Source organism: Streptomyces sp. MspMP-M5 (genome assembly GCF_000373585.1).
In the GTDB taxonomy this organism is placed as follows: domain Bacteria; phylum Actinomycetota; class Actinomycetes; order Streptomycetales; family Streptomycetaceae; genus Streptomyces.
The window spans coordinates 146,773-161,775 of sequence record NZ_KB891853.1; the positions used below are offsets into that span (position 1 = coordinate 146,773).

Consider the following 15,003-nt stretch of genomic DNA (forward strand, 5'->3'; position numbering starts at 1 on the left):
GCCCGGCGGCGTCCGATTCGTTCAAGACGGCCGCCGCCGGCCGCTCCTAGGCTCGCCGCCATGAACACCGCACCCATACCCCGCCTCGACGCGATCGCCCTGGTCGTGGCCGACCTGGCCGCCTCCCTTGCCTTCTACCGGCGGCTGGGCGTCGCCGTCCCCGACGTCGCCGGCACCGCCCCGCACGCCGAGGCGCGGCTCCCCGGCGGCCTCCGCCTGATGTGGGACACCCACGAGACCGCCCGCTCCCTCGACCCCGCCTGGACGCCGCCCCCGCCCGGTACGCACACCGGTCTTGCCTTCGCCTGTACGGACGCCGCCCACGTCGACGCCGTGTACGCGGACCTCACCGCCGCCGGCCATACGGGGCAGCGGGCGCCCTGGGACGCCGACTGGGGCCAGCGCTACGCCGTCGTGCAGGACCCCGACGGGCGCGGCGTCGACCTCTTCGCCCCGCTGACCTGACCGTCCGGGCCGTCCCCGTCCCGTTCGGCCGGAGCGGGGACGGCCCGGCCGCCGGTCACTCGGTGTCCTGCGGGTGCTCCTCCAGGTACATCACGCCGCAGGTGCGACAGAACGGCTGGGCCTGGGCCGTCCCCCACGCGCCGGCCGACTGGGTGGCGGCCGCCGGGGCCAGCGGCTGGCCGCACATCGCGACGGTCGAGCCCACCCGGGTCATGTGCCACTTCCTGACCGGGGTGTCCTCGTGCGGCAGCACGCCCTCCGCATACTCAGCGCGCATCTCATGCTCCATGGCAGGTGCACCTCCTACCGCCCACCATGCGCCGCCGCTCCCCGGCCCACAACGCCAGCCCACCCGGCCGGAGCCCCCGCGCCCCGGCGCCGGCCCATCGTGGCAGCGCCTAGAACACCGACCATCCGGTGAGCGTCGTGAAGTGGTCCAGTGCCGCCATCCCGGCCACGGAGTTCCCCCGGGCGTCCAGCCCCGGGCTCCACACGCACAGCGTGCAGCGGCCCGGCACGACGGCCACGATGCCGCCGCCCACGCCGCTCTTCGCCGGCAGGCCCACCCGGTAGGCGAACTCGCCGGCCGCGTCGTACGTGCCGCAGGTCAGCATCACGGCGTTGATCCGCTTGGCCTCGCGCGCCTCCAGCAGCCGGCTCCCGTCGGCCCGCAGCCCGTGCCGGGCCAGGAAGCCGCCGGCCACCGCCAGGTCCCGGCAGGACATCTCGATCGAGCACTGCCAGAAGTAGTGCTCGATGACGCTCGGCACGGGGTTCTCCAGATTGCCGAACGACGCCATGAAGTGCGCCAGCGCCGCGTTGCGGTCCCCGTGGTCGGCCTCCGAACCAGCCACCGCCTGGTCGAACGCCAGCTCCGGGTTGCCGCTCTCGGCCTGGAGGAACTCCAGCATCGAGGTGCTGGCGTCGCCGGTCATGGTCAGCAGCCGGTCCGTCACCACCAGCGCGCCGGCGTTGATGAAAGGATTCCGCGGAATGCCGTTCTCCCACTCCAGCTGCACCAGGGAGTTGAACGCCGTCCCCGAGGGCTCGCGCCCGACCCGCTGCCAGATGTCGTCGTCCCCGTGGGACCCGGCCATCACCAGCGCCAGCGAGAACGCCTTGGAGATCGACTGGACCGAGAACGGGACCTCCCAGTCGCCGGTCCCGTACACCTCGCCGTTGATGTCCGCCACGGCGATCCCGAAGCGGTCGGGGGGCACTTCCGCCAGCGCGGGAATGTAGTCGGCGACGTGCCCGCGCCCCACGAACGGCCTCGCATAGGCCGCTACCTCCTCGAGAACGGCCTGGTAGTCCATACGGGACACGCTAACCCGGCCCGAGGAGCGCCCCCATCGGAGCCCCCGCGAGCGACTTCACCTCGCGTGCCAGATGGGCCTGGTCCGCGTAGCCGGCGCGCGCCGCGACCTCGGCGTAGGGGACGCCGGCGCGGGCCAGCTCCAGCGCCCGCACCAGCCGCAGCACCCGGCCCAGCGTCTTGGGCCCGTATCCGAAGACCGCCAAGCTGTGGCGGTGCAGCCGCCGTTCGCCCATCCCGGCCAGCCGGGCCACCTCCGCCACCGGCCGGCCGTGCCCGAGCCCGGACACGATCGCCGCGGTCCGCCCGTCCCGGCCGGGCAGCTCGCCCCGGGCCGCGGCCCCGGGGGCCCACCGTCCGGCCGCCCGCAGCGCGTCCCGCGCGGCCTCCTCCAGCACCGCCCCGGGGGCGCCGGCCGCCGCCCGCTCCGCCAGTTCCCGGGCCCGCCGGGCGCCCCACAGGTCCTCCAACGGCACCCGCCGGTCCCGCAGTTCGTGGGCCGGCACCCCGAAGACCGCCGGTCCCTGGCCGGGCGCGAACCGCAGCCCCACCCAGCGCGTCCCGCCCGGCACCGCGCCGCCGGGCGCCTGCGGCCCGGTGTCCGGCCCGGCCACCAGCAGCCGCCCCGCGCCCCAGATCAGGTCGGTGCAGCCATCGGGCAGCACCGGCCCCGCGCCGGGCACCGTGGTGGTGCGCCACAGCACCGCCCCCGGCACCCGCGAGGCCCGCTCCCCGTACGGTCCCGGAGCGGCCCGGCCGCCGTCCGCCCCGGCTGCGCCAACCGGCTCACCCATGTCGCGCTCCTCGCCCACATCCCCCAGCCTGGCACGGGAACCCCACGGCCGTCCCCGCCGTTGATCCCATACGCAACCGACACCGACCGGGCCCACCGGCCCGTACGCCAGGGAGGCAGCAATGTCAGGGTTTCTCGACCGCGCCAAGGAGCAGGCGAAGCAGGGTCTGGCCCAAGGCAAGCAGAAGGTCGACGAGTTGCAGCAGCAGCGCGCGGGCAACGACCTGCTGAGGAAGCTCGGCGCGGCCTACTACGCCGAGCGCCGCGGCAGCGGCACCCCCGAGGCCACGCAGAGCGCCCTCACCGCCCTCGAAGCCCACATCAGCACCCACGGCGACGGCTTCCTCCACGGCTGACGGCCCGCCCGGCCCACGCACCCCCGTCCCCGCCCCCTCCCCTCCCCTCCGCTCCCCTCCCGCGCCCTGTGACCCACCCCGATCCCCGGATACTCCGCCCCCGTCTCCCCTCCCCCCTCCAGGAGGTCGACGACCCGCCCTTCGCCCGCCGCGGCGTCCGCCTGCTGCTCAAGCGGGACGACCTCATCCACCCCGCCCTCCCGGGGAACAAGTGGCGCAAGCTGGCGCCCAATCTGCGGGCCGCGGCCGAGGCGGGCGACCGCGCGCTGCTCACCTTCGGCGGCGCCTACTCCAACCACCTGCGCGCCACGGCCGCCGCCGGCCGGCTGCTCGGCCTCGCCACCGTCGGGGTGGTCCGCGGCGACGAGCTGGCCGGCGCCCCGCTCAACTGGTCGCTGGCCCGCTGCGCCGCCGACGGGATGCGGCTGCACTTCGTCGACCGCGCCACCTACCGCCGCAAGACGGACCCGGACGTCCTGGCCGCCCTCCGCGACCACTTCGGCGCCTTCCGGCTCATACCGGAGGGCGGCAGCAACGCCCTGGCCGCGCAGGGCTGCACGGAGCTGGGCCACGAGCTGCGCGGGCACGCGGACACCATCGGGGTGGCCTGCGGCACCGGTGGCACCCTGGCCGGGCTCGCCGCCGGCCTCGGCCCCGGTCAGCGGGCGCTGGGCGTCCCCGTCCTCAAGGGCGGCAGCCCGCACTTCCTCCACGAGACGGTCGCCGACCTCCAGCGGGCGGCCTTCGGCGGCGTCCGCGGCGACTGGTCGCTGGCGGCGGACTTCCACTGCGGCGGCTACGCCCGCCGCACCCCCGAACTCGACGCGTTCGCCGACGCCTTCGAGCAGCGGCACGGCCTGCCCGTCGAGCGGGTCTACGTCGCCAAGCTACTGCTCGCCCTGACCACCCTGGCCGAGCGGGGCGCCTTCCCGTCCGGCAGCACCGTCGCCGCCGTCGTCACCGGCTCCCCGTAGGGCGTGTCCGACGGGTCACGACGGGCCCTCCCGGTAGGCGGCCGCCTCCTCCAGGTCCAGCCGCCGCAGCAGCGTCCGCATCATCTCGTCGTCGATCCGCCGGGCGTCCCGCAGCTCGACGAAGACCCGCCGCTCGGCGTCGATCATCTCCCGGGCCAGCCGCCGGTAGGTGTCGTCGGCGGACTCCCCGGTCACCTCGTTGGCCGCCCCCAGCCGCTCCCAGACCGCGTTGCGGCGCCGCTCCAGGACGCTGCGCAGCCGGTCGGCGAGCGGCCCCGGGAGGGCGTTGCGCTCGTCCTGGAGCAGGGCGTCGAGCCGGGCCTCGGCGGCCCGCGACGCCTCGTTCTGCGCCTGTGCCTCGGCCAGCGTCTCGGCCTGGGCGTCCGGGGCGGGCAGCCGCAGCGCCCGGATCAGCGGCGGCAGCGTCAGCCCCTGGACGACCAGGGTGCCGATGACGGTGGTGAAGGTCAGGAAGAGCACCAGGGTGCGGGCCGGGAAGGGGCCGCCGTCGTGCACCGTCGCCGGGACGGAGAAGGCGATGGCCAGCGAGACCACCCCGCGCATCCCGGCCCAGCCGACGACGACCGGCGCCTTCCAGGTGGTGTCCGGTTCGCGGGTCCGGATCCGGGCCGACAGCAGCCGCGGCAGGTACGTCGCGGGGAAGACCCACGCATAGCGCGCCAGCACCACGACGCCGAACACCACCGCCGCGTACCCGAGGGCCTGGGCCGTGCTGAACTCCCCCAGGCCGCGCAGCACGACCGGCAGTTGGAGCCCGATGAGTGCGAACACCGCGGACTCCAGCACGAAGGAGACCATCTTCCACACGGCCTCCTCCTGGAGCCGGGTCTCGAAGTCGACCTGCCAGGAGCGGTGCCCCAGGTAGAGGCCGACGACCACGACGGCGAGCACCCCGGAGGCCCCGACCTGCTCGGCGGCGGCGTACGCGGTGAACGGGATGAGCAGCGAGAGGGTGTTCTCCAGGAGCGCCGACTCGCGCAGCCGGCGGCGGAGCCAGTGCAGCGGCACCATCAGCACCAGGCCGACCCCGACGCCGCCGAGGGACGCCACGGCGAACTCCTTCAGCCCCTCGCCCCAGGTGGCGCCGGTGCCCAGCGCGGCGGCCAGCGCCACCTTGTACGCGGTGATCGCGGTGGCGTCGTTGACCAGCGACTCGCCCTGGAGGATCGTCGTGATCCGGTGCGGCAGGCCCAGCCTGCGGGCGATCGCGGTGGCCGCGACGGCGTCCGGCGGCGCGACGACGGCCCCCAGCACGAGTGCGGCGGTCAGCGGCAGGCCCGGCACGACGAGGTAGGCCGCGTATCCCACGGCGAGCGTCGCGAACAGCACATAGCCCACGGAGAGCAGCCCCACCGGCCGCAGATTGGCCCGCAGGTCCAGGTAGGAGGCTTCCAGGGCGGCGGTGTGCAGCAGCGGGGGCAGCAGCAGCGGCAGCACGATGTGCGGGTTGAGGGTGTAGTCCGGGATACCGGGGAGATACGAGGCGCCGAGCCCCGCGGCGACCAGCAGCAGCGGCGCCGGCACCGGAGTGCGCCGCGCCAGCCCGGCGACCCCCGCACTGCCCGCGACCAGCAGCAACAGCGGCATCACATTCACGCCCGCACCGTCCCCAACGTCCCCCGCCGGCCGTCCCGGCGATCTAACCTGGCCATCATGAGCGAGTGCAGCGAGCGAGTCATGGAAGGGTGCCCGCCTCGCACATGCGCGGCCGGGCGGATCGGGGTCCCGGCATGAACGAGTGCACGCACGTACCGGAGCTCCCGCACGGCGAGCCGGCCCCGCTGAGCGAGACGTGCCTGGAGTGCCTGGCCGCCGGCAGCCACCCGGTGCAGCTGCGGCTCTGCCTGGTGTGCGGGCACGTCGGCTGCTGCGACTCCTCGCCGTACCGGCACGCCACCGGGCACTACGAGGAGACCGGCCATCCCGTGATGCGGTCATTCGAACCAGGCGCCTCCTGGCGCTGGTGCTTCGTCGACGAGGCACTGGTCTGAACCGGCCCCACGGGATGCGACGGACCCCCACGGAGCGCTTCGGTGCGCCCGTCTAGCCTTGCGGCATGATCCGCGAAGCCGTGCCCGACGACGTCCCCGTCATCCTCGCCATGATCGGCGAACTGGCCGCCTACGAACGGGCCCCCGAGGCCGCGCAGGCCACCGAACCGCAGCTGAAGGAGGCGCTGTTCGGCCCGCAGCCGGCCGTCTTCGCGCTGATCGCCGAGGACGCCGGCGAGCCGGTCGGCTTCGCCCTGTGGTTCCGCAACTTCTCGACGTGGACGGGCACGCACGGTGTCTACCTGGAGGACCTGTACGTCCGCCCCGAGGCACGCGGCGGCGGCCACGGCAAGGCACTGCTGGCGGCCCTCGCCCGGATCTGCGTGACCCGCGGCTACCGGCGTTTCGAGTGGTCGGTCCTGGACTGGAATGTGTCTGCCATCGGATTCTACAAGTCGCTCGGCGCCCACCCCCAAGAGGAATGGACGACGTACCGACTCACGAGTGACGCCCTGGAAAGGCTGGCCGACGAGGCATAACTCTCCATTGATCACCGCCGTAAGAAGCCCCGCCCGCAGGGCCGCAGAGCAGCGGGATACGCCGTGCCGTGGTGGCACATGAACGTCTTCGTCTCGCTGCTCGCCGCCCGGCTCGGAGACGAGGCCACGGCGGTAGCGGCGCAGGATGCGGCCCGGCGCGAACTGCCCGCCACATTGCCCCGGTTCGCAACACACCTTGAGACGCACCGAGGGCTCATGCTCGCCCGCTCGGGAGACAAGGTCGGCTAATCGCAGGAAGGCGCATTGGGCAGGCTCAGCAATTCTTCCGGCTTCCGGGCTTGGGCTGAAACCTGCGTCAGTGGCGCTTGAGCCATGCCGTTTGTGAGGCATCTCCGTAGGTCAACCGCCGAGTGTGGTGCACTCGGTCCCCTCTGACGACCTTGGAACCCGTACAGATTCCGAGCCGCTGTCACGCCTCGGATTCCGCCCAGACTGAAAGGGGGCTCTGCCCAGGGGCCGGCACGCCGCCTCTCGGAGCCCGGCTTCCAGGTCCGCTGACCAGCCGCCACGGTTCACCCGAACACCGATCGATATGCCCGTGCCTGCCACGTGCGGTTGATCGTTAACCCACGACCAGTATCTGCGATGTGAGGGAGACCCCAGATGAGTGCCGACAAGCGCGCAGACTTCAACAAGATCGACACCGACGGAGACGGATTCATCACTGCTGACGAATTCAAGGCGTCTCTCCAGAACGGCAGCGGGAAGGTCTCGGACGAGAACGTCAAGGTGATCGTGCGGATGGCCGACGAGAACGGCGACAAGAAGATCGACTTCGACGAGTACGCCAAGTTCGCCCGCTGATTCGGCACGCGAGGGCGGCCACGGTCGACAAGACCGGGCCGCCCTTCGCGCTGCTGCGACCAGCGGCTGCCCAGCACCGCCCTAACCCAAGTCTCCGGGGTGCCGGACCTCCGGCCTCCGCCTGGACACCCGTCTCCGCCGAGCCGCCGCGCCCTCCGCACTGGACTTCCGCGCGTGATTCCAACGGCACAAAGCCTGAAGGGTCGCCGGGCCGTGGTCGTCGCCGAGACGACGAAGAGGGAGCCGAACCCACAGCGGATTCGGCTCCCTTTCCCTTACGCCTTGCTGAGACAGATCCGTCAGAAGCGCCCTAGGGTCACGTCCCGGCGCACATGACGACCATCACGCGGTCGCGCGGAAGTCCCCACACGATCCCGGCGGTCACGGCGTTGGTGACGTACAGCGGGACACCCAAGACAGTGCGGCGGGTCGGCGATTCGGGGCGGAGAGGGCCCAGCTCCCGGGCCCGCTGCACACAGTCAGCCTCCTGGCCCTCCAGGGAATCGGACACATGCGAATCATGAGAAAGCCGTAGGTAGAGGACGACGGCCGGATGAGTGTCGATTGAGGCATGGTTCCCGCTTCGTTCGCGCCCAGGTGATCGACCCCAGTCCCTGGGGGCCGTGACACACGGTGCAGCGCGGTTGCGCAGTGCACGGCACGGAAAGATCAGTGGTCGGTCCTGGACTGGAACGAACCGTTCCATCGGTTTTTACCGGTCGATCGGTGCCCAGCCCATGGACGAATGGACGGTCTTCCGGCTCACTGGAGATGCGCCGCACGCGCTCGCGGACACCGCGCCCGCCAACGGAGCGTAATCGGCCTTGATTTGGAGGCATCGACCCCTACCACTGTCCGTGCCCGAGGTTTTACACTCTGTAACAGACGCGCCGTCGGCGAGCCGGTGGTCGTCGTCCGGACGGCTGCCCTGCTCCTTCCGGGCGACACCGGCCCGCGGATCGCGATAGCGTCACAGCCGAACCACGAGCCGCGCCGGATCGTTCTCCTTGCACCTCGCGGGAGAGCCGTCCGGCACGGACACCCGAAGTACGTGAAGTACCCGAAGCGCAAGAGCTTCGGCACGCATTCCAGCTCTACCAGCTTGTGCCACCTTGGAGGTGAGGGTGTCCCAGATCGCAGGCGAGCCCGGGACTCAGGACTTCGTGGAAGTCCGTCTGCCCGCTGCGGGTGCCTACCTGTCCGTGCTGCGTACGGCCACCGCCGGTCTCGCAGCCCGCTTGGACTTCACCCTCGACGAAATCGAGGATCTGCGCATCGCGGTCGACGAAGCCTGCGCGATCCTGCTGCAACAGGCCGTCCCCGGAAGCGTCCTCAGCTGCGTCTTCCGGCTCATCGACGACGCGCTGCAGGTGACGGTGTCGGCCCCGACGACCGACGGCCGCGCTCCGGAGCGCGACACCTTCGCCTGGACGGTGCTCTCGGCACTGGCCGGCAAGGTCGACTCCAGCGTCGCCGAGGACCGCACGGTCACCATCAGTCTGTACAAGGAGCGCGGCGCCGGTCCCGGACCGTCATGACCGAACAGGGGGCCCCGTGAAAGATCTCGAACGCGGCGCGAGGATGGCGGCGGGCGCGGTCATCCCCGGGCAGCATGCCCAGCCGCACCCGATGGGCGCGGACGACCACGGCGGCCGGTTGGACGCGGCGGAGCAGGCAGAGCGGGCGGACCATATGGAGCAGAGCGAGCAGCAGGGCCGGCAGGCGGACCGGCAGGTTCCGCCGGCTGCCGGCGACCGGCCCGAGGAGCGGCACTCCCCGGCGCCGGAGGATCCGCACGACCGCGGCGGCGCCCGGGCGATGTTCTACGAGCTGCGCAAGCTGCCCGACGGCTCCCCGGAGCGCGCCGAGCTGCGCAACACCCTCGTGCGCATGCACCTGCCGCTGGTCGAGCACCTGGCCCGCCGCTTCCGCAACCGCGGCGAACCGCTCGACGACCTGACCCAGGTCGCCACGATCGGCCTGATCAAGTCGGTCGACCGCTTCGACCCGGAGCGCGGCGTGGAGTTCTCCACCTACGCCACGCCCACCGTTGTCGGCGAGATCAAGCGGCACTTCCGCGACAAGGGCTGGGCGGTCCGGGTCCCGCGCCGCCTCCAGGAACTGCGGCTGTCACTGACCACCGCGACCGCCGAGCTGTCCCAGCGGCACGGCCGGGCGCCCACGGTCCACGAGCTGGCCGAGCACCTGGGCATCTCCGAGGAGGAGGTGCTGGAGGGCCTGGAGTCGGCGAACGCCTACAGCACCCTCTCGCTCGACGTCCCGGACACCGACGACGAGTCCCCCGCGGTCGCCGACACCCTCGGCGCGGAGGACGAGGCACTCGAGGGCGTGGAGTACCGCGAATCCCTCAAGCCGCTGCTGGAGGACCTCCCGCCGCGCGAGAAGAAGATCCTGCTGCTGCGGTTCTTCGGCAACATGACCCAGTCGCAGATCGCCCAGGAGGTCGGCATCTCCCAGATGCACGTCTCCCGCCTACTGGCCCGCACGCTGGCCCAACTCCGCGACAAACTCCTCGTAGAGGAGTGACCCGCCCCGGTGGGGCGCAGGTTCCCCCACCCCTGGTGGGGCACGGGAACCCTCTCCGCCCCACCCTGCGGAAACCCTCTCGGCGCCCTCCCCGTGGGCACGCTCTCCGCTCCGCTCACCGGCCGCGTCCCCCGCTCACCGGCCGCGTCCCCGCCCCCAGGGGACCCCGTCCCCACCCGGGAGCACCGTGCCGCCCCGCTCCTCGGCCCTTCGACTCCGCGCCCCTTCGGCTCCGTGGCTCCGCGGAATATCCCGCCGCCCGGCCCCGTTGTGGCCCCACAGGGGGCGCTCGCATCCCCTACGGGATCCGTTCGCCCCTCCCCTACGGACCTCCCCCGCCCGCCGCCCCTGTCCTAAGGCGTCCTGCGTCCTACGGCGTCTCGCGCGGCCCGATGCCGAGGGCCGCCGTCGCCGTCGGGTTGACCAGCAGGACGAGTACGACCACCGCCGCCACCGCCAGCGCGGCCCCGCCGGCGATCAGCGCGCCGCCGCCCTTGACGAGCGTCCAGGCGACCGGCAGCGCCACGATCTGGGTGATCAGCGACGGCCCCCGGCTCCACCGCCGGCGCAGCCACAGCCCCCGCGCGGCGACCAGCGGCAGCACCGCCAGCGCCAGGATCGTCACCCCGCCCATCTCCGCCTGCTGCGGACTGTCCGGCGCCCCGACCAGGCCGGTGATCAGCATGTACGCGCCGAGGGCGGCCAGCGCCAGCCCCTCGACGGCGGTGAGCGCCGCGGCGGCGCTCAGCCGGGCGGGCCGCGGGCCGTCCGGCTCGGGCACCGCGGGGGCGCCGGCGGCTCGCTTCGGGGACTGCTTCTGCTGACTGGTCACCCCAGCAGGGTAGCGCCGGGCCCCGCGCGCCGGTCGCGCCCGCACCCGGCACGGGAGTGAGGCCGGTACCGGCAGGTAGGTACGCTGCTGCACATGCGCGCACTTCTCGTGGTCAATCCCGCTGCAACCACCACGAGTGCCCGTACCCGTGAAGTACTCGCCCACGCACTGGCCAGCGATCTCAAGCTGGAGGTCGCCGAGACGCGGTACCGCGGGCACGCCCGCGACCTGGCCCGGGAGGCCGCCGAGGGCGGGGAGACCGACCTGGTGGTGGCGCTCGGCGGCGACGGCACGGTCAACGAGGTCGTCAACGGCCTGCTGACGACCGGCCCCGACCCCGAGTCGCACCCCCGGCTCGCGGTGGTCCCCGGCGGCTCCACCAACGTCTTCGCCCGCGCCCTGGGCCTGCCCAACGACGTCGTGGAGGCCACCGGCGCCCTGCTGGACGCGCTGCGCGACCGCAGCGAGCGCACCGTGGGCCTGGGCCTGGCCTCGGGCACCCCGGGCAGCCCCGACGAGGGGGTGCCGGCCCGCTGGTTCACCTTCTGCGCCGGCTTCGGCTTCGACGCGGGCGTGGTCGGCCGGGTCGAGCAGCAGCGCGAGCGCGGCAAGCGGTCCACGCACTCCCTGTACGTGCGCCAGGTCGTCCGGCAGTTCCTCGGCGAGGCCAACCGTCGCCGGGGCGCCATCACGCTCGAACGACCGGGTGCGGAGCCGGGCACCACAGAGGTCACCGAGAACCTCACGATGTCCATAATCTGCAACACCGCCCCGTGGTCGTACCTGGGCAACCGCCCCATCTACCCCTCCCCCGAGGCGTCCTTCGACACCGCGCTGGACCTCTTCGCGCTGGACAAGTTCTCGGTGCCGGCGGTGACCCGTTATGCCTCCCAGCTCCTGGCGTCGACACCGGAGCGCGGCCCACGGGGCAAGCACGTCCTCTCCCTCCACGACCTGACGGACTTCACCTTGCATTCGCAGGTTCCACTGCCGTTTCAGATGGACGGTGACCATCTGGGACTGCGGACGAGTGTGACGTTCACAGGCGTTCGCCGTGCACTGCGTGTGATTGTGTGAGCAGTAGGGCCTAAAGTCCTTTCACTCGAACGTTTAGGCTGGCTTCCACCCCCTGGAATGACGGCTGTGAGCTAGGCGACACCAAGGAATCAAAAAAAAGTTTCCGGAAGGGGTTGTATCCGCCGCCGAGGTTTGCGAGTCTCTTCATGGCGATCGGGACGGCCGCTCTACCGGCCCCCTTGAGAGCCCGAATCCTCCTCCTCATCCCACAGGACCGCACCAGTCCTTGACTGGCTTTCGGCCCTTCCCTTGTGGAGGGATTCGTGAAAGCGTTCACATTCACAAGCACGTTCCCGTCATACGAGGAGATGGAGCAGCCATGGACTGGCGTCACCGCGCCGTTTGCCGCGAAGAAGACCCCGAGCTCTTCTTCCCCATCGGCAACACCGGTCCCGCGCTGCTGCAGATCGAGGAAGCCAAGGCCGTCTGCCGCCGCTGCCCCGTCATGGAGCAGTGCCTGCAGTGGGCGCTCGAGTCCGGCCAGGACTCGGGCGTCTGGGGTGGTCTGAGCGAGGACGAGCGCCGCGCGATGAAGCGCCGTGCAGCTCGCAACCGGGCGCGCAACGCCAGCGCCTGAGCCAGCCGCCCCGTGGCCCCCGAGAGCCGCAGCGCGCAGTACCTTCGATGCCTGCCCGGAGCTGAGACCCGGTCGTAATCGCATCGCAATAGCTTTGAGCCCCGGACCGAAGTCGGTCCGGGGCTTGTTGCTGTCCGGGGCCCTCCCGGACCCCGCCCGGCGGGCGGCCCCTGGCCCCTGGCCCTCAGGGCAACGCCCTAGTGCTGTTTCTCGGCGCGTACGGGGATGTCGAGGAGCACCCGGGTGCCGCCCTCGGGGCGGCGGACCATGTCGAACGTGCCGCCCAACTCCCCTTCCACCAGGGTCCGTACGATCTGCAGGCCCAGGTTGCCGGCGCGGTGCGGATCGAAACCCTCGGGCAGGCCGCGGCCGTTGTCCTGGACGGTGACCAGCAGCCGGGGCTCGGTGCGGCTGCCGCCGCGGACCGCGGCGACCTCGACCGTGCCGTGCTGCTCCTGCTCGAAGGCGTGCTCCAGGGCGTTCTGCAGTACCTCCGTGAGCACCATCGACAGCGGGGTGGCCACCTCGGCGTCCAGGATGCCGAAGCGTCCGGTACGGCGGGGGGTCACCTTGCCCGGGGCGATCTCCGCGACCATGGCGAGCACCCGGTCGGCGATCTCGTCGAACTCCACGCGTTCGTCGAGCGTCTGGGAGAGCGTCTCGTGCACGATCGCGATCGAGCCGACCCGGCGCACGGCCTCGTCGAGTGCCTCGCGGCCCCGCGCGGATTCCATCCGGCGGGACTGCAGCCGCAGCAGGGCGGCGACGGTCTGGAGATTGTTCTTCACCCGGTGGTGGATTTCCCGGATGGTGGCGTCCTTTGTGATCAGTTCCCGCTCGCGGCGCCGCAGTTCGGTCACATCGCGCAGCAGAACCAGCGAACCGATATGCGTGCCCTTGGGTTTGAGGGGGATGGCCCGCAATTGGATCACCCCGTCGTTTCCCTCGACCTCGAATTCCCGCGGGGCCCAGCCGCTGGCCAGTTTGACCAGTGCCTCGTCCACCGGGCCGCGGGCCGGGGCGAGTTCGGCGGTGGCCTGGCCGAGGTGGTGGCCGACGAGGTCGGCGGCGAGGCCGAGCCGGTGGTAGGCGGAGAGCGCGTTGGGGCTGGCGTACTGGACGACGCCGTCGGCGTCGAGCCGGATCAGGCCGTCGCCGGCGCGCGGTGAGGCGTCCATGTCGACCTGCTGGCCGGGGAAGGGAAACGTTCCGGCGGCGATCATCTGGGCCAGGTCGGAGGCGCTCTGGAGGTAGGTGAGCTCCAGCCGGCTGGGGGTCCGCACGGTCAGCAGATTGGTGTTGCGGGCGATCACCCCGAGCACCCGGCCCTCGCGGCGGACCGGGATGGACTCGACCCGCACCGGCACCTCCTCGCGCCACTCCGGGTCGCCCTCGCGCACGATGCGGCCCTCGTCCAGGGCGGAGTCCAGCATCGGGCGGCGGCCCCGGGGGACGAGGTGGCCGACCATGTCGTCCTGGTAGGAGGTCGGTCCGGTGTTGGGGCGCATCTGGGCGACCGAGACATAACGGGTGCCGTCGAGGGTGGGGACCCACAGGACGAGGTCGGCGAAGGAGAGGTCGGAGAGCAGCTGCCACTCCGAGACCAGCAGATGGAGCCACTCCAGGTCGGAGTCGCTCAGGGCGGCGTGCTGGCGTACGAGATCGTTCATCGAGGGCACACCTCGGAGCCTACCGGCGTACGGTATGTGTTGTGCCTGCACGGCCATGGACAGAGAAGAATGGTCTAGTCCAGAATGTGGGGTGCGGCACACTCCGGGAGGAACCGGAGTGCAGAAGCTTCCGCTCTCCCCGCACAGGAGGGCGGATCGAGGCCCACGGCGCTCTCTGCCCTGACTGCGCCCGGGCCTCCGATCGACCGGTCCCGGGGCGGGGCCGTGCCCCCGACCGCACAGGGGGCACCTCCCGCCCGTAGTACGGGGCCGGCCGATGTCAGCTCCGGGCTGCGGTGCCGGACAGGTTGAGGGTCCTGTCCCGGCGCCGCGGCCCGCGGGTGTTTCGGGGGCTTCCCCTACGGGGCCGCCGCCCTGGACGCCTCCCCCTTGGACGGCCAGGCGTGCATCGCCAGTTCGGCGACCGCCTCCAGCGTCGCGCGGTCCGTGCCGTCCCGGGCGGACTGCGACATCCCCGCGAGGATCGCGCTCACGTACTCGGCGAGCGCCGTGGCGTCCGCGTCGACGGGGAGCCGGCCGGCGGCGATGTCGGCGCGGATCGCCTGCGCGATCTCCCGGACGTTGGCCTGCCGCTTCTCCCGCAGGGACGCGGCGACCTCGGCGGAGGCGGGCCCGGTGTTGAGTGCGGCACTGATGACCATGCAGCCACGCGGGCGGTCCGGGACGGTGTACTCGGCCGCGGCCTCGCGCAGGGCCCGCTCGACGCCGCGGCGGGCGGTCGGCTCCTCGGCCAGCGCGCGGGAGATGAAGCCGCCATACAGCTGTCCGTACACGGCGATCGCCTCGTCGAACAGGGCCCGCTTGTCGCCGAAGGCGGCGTAGAGGCTGGGGGCGCTGATCCCCATCTCACGGGTGAGGTCGGCGATGGACGTGCATTCGTAGCCGTGCTCCCAGAAGGAGCGGATCGCCTTCTCCAAGGCCGTCTCCCGGTCGAACGCCCGGGGCCGGCCGCGCTGCTTGGTCTCCTTGGCCACCATGGAGTGAATTCTATAGCGGTCGA

18 protein-coding genes and 2 pseudogenes are annotated in these 15,003 nt (G+C 72.2%); 12 read left to right on the forward strand and 8 right to left on the reverse strand.

Annotated elements, in window-relative coordinates:
* Positions 1-60: 60 nt before the first annotated feature.
* Positions 61-465, forward strand: a complete 405-nt coding sequence (locus B073_RS0100650) for a VOC family protein (protein WP_018536160.1) — start codon at positions 61-63, stop codon at positions 463-465.
* Positions 466-520: 55 nt separating this feature from the next.
* Here B073_RS0100650 and B073_RS0100655 read toward each other — a convergent pair whose 3' ends face one another.
* The 3 genes from B073_RS0100655 to B073_RS0100665 all read right to left on the reverse strand — a co-directional run bounded on the left by B073_RS0100655 (position 521) and on the right by B073_RS0100665 (position 2,574).
* Positions 521-754: a hypothetical protein gene (locus B073_RS0100655; protein ID WP_018536161.1), complete on the reverse strand. Its 234-nt coding sequence runs from the start codon at positions 752-754 to the stop codon at positions 521-523.
* Positions 755-863: 109 nt separating this feature from the next.
* The gene (locus B073_RS0100660) at positions 864-1,781 is read right to left on the reverse strand and encodes a glutaminase (RefSeq protein ID WP_018536162.1); all 918 of its coding nucleotides are present in this window, start codon (positions 1,779-1,781) and stop codon (positions 864-866) included.
* Between the two features lie 10 nt (positions 1,782-1,791).
* On the reverse strand, positions 1,792-2,574 hold the full coding sequence (locus B073_RS0100665) for a helix-turn-helix transcriptional regulator (protein WP_018536163.1): 783 nt from the start codon (positions 2,572-2,574) through the stop codon (positions 1,792-1,794).
* A gap of 121 nt (positions 2,575-2,695) precedes the next feature.
* Between B073_RS0100665 and B073_RS0100670 the strand changes: the two genes are divergently transcribed.
* Both B073_RS0100670 and B073_RS0100675 read left to right on the forward strand, forming a co-directional pair.
* The gene (locus tag B073_RS0100670) at positions 2,696-2,929 is read left to right on the forward strand and encodes a hypothetical protein (RefSeq protein ID WP_018536164.1); all 234 of its coding nucleotides are present in this window, start codon (positions 2,696-2,698) and stop codon (positions 2,927-2,929) included.
* Between the two features lie 68 nt (positions 2,930-2,997).
* On the forward strand, positions 2,998-3,903 hold the full coding sequence (locus B073_RS0100675) for a 1-aminocyclopropane-1-carboxylate deaminase/D-cysteine desulfhydrase (protein WP_018536165.1): 906 nt from the start codon (positions 2,998-3,000) through the stop codon (positions 3,901-3,903).
* A gap of 15 nt (positions 3,904-3,918) precedes the next feature.
* Here the strand turns inward: B073_RS0100675 and B073_RS0100680 are convergent, their stop codons facing one another.
* Entirely contained in the window at positions 3,919-5,511 is a 1,593-nt protein-coding gene (locus tag B073_RS0100680) for a Na+/H+ antiporter (RefSeq protein ID WP_018536166.1), read from the reverse strand.
* A 143-nt stretch (positions 5,512-5,654) separates the two neighbouring features.
* On the opposite strand from B073_RS0100680, the gene B073_RS0100685 reads away from it, so the two are divergent.
* The 4 genes and pseudogenes from B073_RS0100685 (at position 5,655) to B073_RS0100700 (ending at position 7,279) form a co-directional block, all read left to right on the forward strand.
* Complete coding sequence (locus tag B073_RS0100685) at positions 5,655-5,915, forward strand: UBP-type zinc finger domain-containing protein (protein WP_018536167.1); 261 nt, start codon at positions 5,655-5,657, stop codon at positions 5,913-5,915.
* Positions 5,916-5,980: 65 nt separating this feature from the next.
* Positions 5,981-6,454 carry a GNAT family N-acetyltransferase gene (locus B073_RS0100690; RefSeq protein WP_018536168.1) on the forward strand — a complete coding sequence of 158 codons (474 nt, stop codon included), beginning with the start codon at positions 5,981-5,983 and terminating at the stop codon, positions 6,452-6,454.
* 45 nt (positions 6,455-6,499) lie between these two features.
* Positions 6,500-6,700 (forward strand): annotated as a pseudogene (locus tag B073_RS0100695) (XRE family transcriptional regulator); the annotation flags it as partial.
* A gap of 378 nt (positions 6,701-7,078) precedes the next feature.
* Positions 7,079-7,279, forward strand: coding sequence for an EF-hand domain-containing protein (locus B073_RS0100700; RefSeq protein WP_018536170.1), 201 nt, complete (start codon positions 7,079-7,081; stop codon positions 7,277-7,279).
* Positions 7,280-7,595: 316 nt separating this feature from the next.
* Here B073_RS0100700 and B073_RS0100710 read toward each other — a convergent pair whose 3' ends face one another.
* On the reverse strand, positions 7,596-7,790 hold the full coding sequence (locus B073_RS0100710) for a hypothetical protein (protein WP_018536171.1): 195 nt from the start codon (positions 7,788-7,790) through the stop codon (positions 7,596-7,598).
* 159 nt (positions 7,791-7,949) lie between these two features.
* Between B073_RS0100710 and B073_RS47445 the strand changes: the two are divergent.
* The 3 genes and pseudogenes from B073_RS47445 to B073_RS0100720 all read left to right on the forward strand — a co-directional run.
* Positions 7,950-8,097 (forward strand): annotated as a pseudogene (locus B073_RS47445) (GNAT family N-acetyltransferase); the annotation flags it as partial.
* A gap of 306 nt (positions 8,098-8,403) precedes the next feature.
* Positions 8,404-8,817 carry an anti-sigma regulatory factor gene (locus B073_RS0100715; RefSeq protein WP_018536172.1) on the forward strand — a complete coding sequence of 138 codons (414 nt, stop codon included), beginning with the start codon at positions 8,404-8,406 and terminating at the stop codon, positions 8,815-8,817.
* A 43-nt stretch (positions 8,818-8,860) separates the two neighbouring features.
* Positions 8,861-9,826: an RNA polymerase sigma factor SigF gene (locus tag B073_RS0100720; protein WP_018536173.1), complete on the forward strand. Its 966-nt coding sequence runs from the start codon at positions 8,861-8,863 to the stop codon at positions 9,824-9,826.
* 370 nt (positions 9,827-10,196) lie between these two features.
* On the opposite strand, the gene B073_RS0100725 is transcribed toward B073_RS0100720, so the two are convergent.
* On the reverse strand, positions 10,197-10,658 hold the full coding sequence (locus tag B073_RS0100725) for a hypothetical protein (protein ID WP_018536174.1): 462 nt from the start codon (positions 10,656-10,658) through the stop codon (positions 10,197-10,199).
* 93 nt (positions 10,659-10,751) lie between these two features.
* Here B073_RS0100725 and B073_RS0100730 point away from each other — a divergent pair, with 93 nt between their 5' ends.
* Together B073_RS0100730 and B073_RS0100735 are read left to right on the forward strand one after the other, a co-directional pair.
* On the forward strand, positions 10,752-11,735 hold the full coding sequence (locus tag B073_RS0100730; protein ID WP_018536175.1) for a diacylglycerol/lipid kinase family protein: 984 nt from the start codon (positions 10,752-10,754) through the stop codon (positions 11,733-11,735).
* A gap of 319 nt (positions 11,736-12,054) precedes the next feature.
* Positions 12,055-12,312, forward strand: coding sequence for a WhiB family transcriptional regulator (locus B073_RS0100735; protein WP_003983230.1), 258 nt, complete (start codon positions 12,055-12,057; stop codon positions 12,310-12,312).
* Between the two features lie 197 nt (positions 12,313-12,509).
* Here B073_RS0100735 and B073_RS0100740 read toward each other — a convergent pair whose 3' ends face one another.
* Both B073_RS0100740 and B073_RS0100745 read right to left on the reverse strand, forming a co-directional pair.
* Positions 12,510-13,982, reverse strand: a complete 1,473-nt coding sequence (locus B073_RS0100740) for a sensor histidine kinase (RefSeq protein ID WP_018536176.1) — start codon at positions 13,980-13,982, stop codon at positions 12,510-12,512.
* A gap of 359 nt (positions 13,983-14,341) precedes the next feature.
* Positions 14,342-14,980 (reverse strand): TetR/AcrR family transcriptional regulator, encoded by a 639-nt coding sequence (locus tag B073_RS0100745; RefSeq protein ID WP_018536177.1) that lies wholly within the window; start codon positions 14,978-14,980, stop codon positions 14,342-14,344.
* Positions 14,981-15,003 lie beyond the last annotated feature (23 nt).

Bases quoted from the DNA above. Each gene is read 5' to 3' on its own strand.
- B073_RS0100690 (WP_018536168.1), top strand. From the start codon at position 5,981: ATGATCCGCGAAGCCGTGCCCGACGACGTCCCCGTCATCCTCGCCATG.
- B073_RS0100730 (WP_018536175.1), top strand. From the start codon at position 10,752: ATGCGCGCACTTCTCGTGGTCAATCCCGCTGCAACCACCACGAGTGCC.
- B073_RS0100670 (WP_018536164.1), top strand. From the start codon at position 2,696: ATGTCAGGGTTTCTCGACCGCGCCAAGGAGCAGGCGAAGCAGGGTCTG.
- B073_RS0100745 (WP_018536177.1), bottom strand. From the start codon at position 14,980: ATGGTGGCCAAGGAGACCAAGCAGCGCGGCCGGCCCCGGGCGTTCGAC.
- B073_RS0100660 (WP_018536162.1), bottom strand. From the start codon at position 1,781: ATGGACTACCAGGCCGTTCTCGAGGAGGTAGCGGCCTATGCGAGGCCG.
- B073_RS0100680 (WP_018536166.1), bottom strand. From the start codon at position 5,511: ATGCCGCTGTTGCTGCTGGTCGCGGGCAGTGCGGGGGTCGCCGGGCTG.
- B073_RS0100685 (WP_018536167.1), top strand. From the start codon at position 5,655: ATGAACGAGTGCACGCACGTACCGGAGCTCCCGCACGGCGAGCCGGCC.
- B073_RS0100740 (WP_018536176.1), bottom strand. From the start codon at position 13,982: ATGAACGATCTCGTACGCCAGCACGCCGCCCTGAGCGACTCCGACCTG.
- B073_RS0100720 (WP_018536173.1), top strand. From the start codon at position 8,861: ATGGCGGCGGGCGCGGTCATCCCCGGGCAGCATGCCCAGCCGCACCCG.
- B073_RS0100735 (WP_003983230.1), top strand. From the start codon at position 12,055: ATGGACTGGCGTCACCGCGCCGTTTGCCGCGAAGAAGACCCCGAGCTC.
- B073_RS0100700 (WP_018536170.1), top strand. From the start codon at position 7,079: ATGAGTGCCGACAAGCGCGCAGACTTCAACAAGATCGACACCGACGGA.
- B073_RS0100655 (WP_018536161.1), bottom strand. From the start codon at position 754: ATGGAGCATGAGATGCGCGCTGAGTATGCGGAGGGCGTGCTGCCGCAC.
- B073_RS0100650 (WP_018536160.1), top strand. From the start codon at position 61: ATGAACACCGCACCCATACCCCGCCTCGACGCGATCGCCCTGGTCGTG.
- B073_RS0100665 (WP_018536163.1), bottom strand. From the start codon at position 2,574: ATGGGTGAGCCGGTTGGCGCAGCCGGGGCGGACGGCGGCCGGGCCGCT.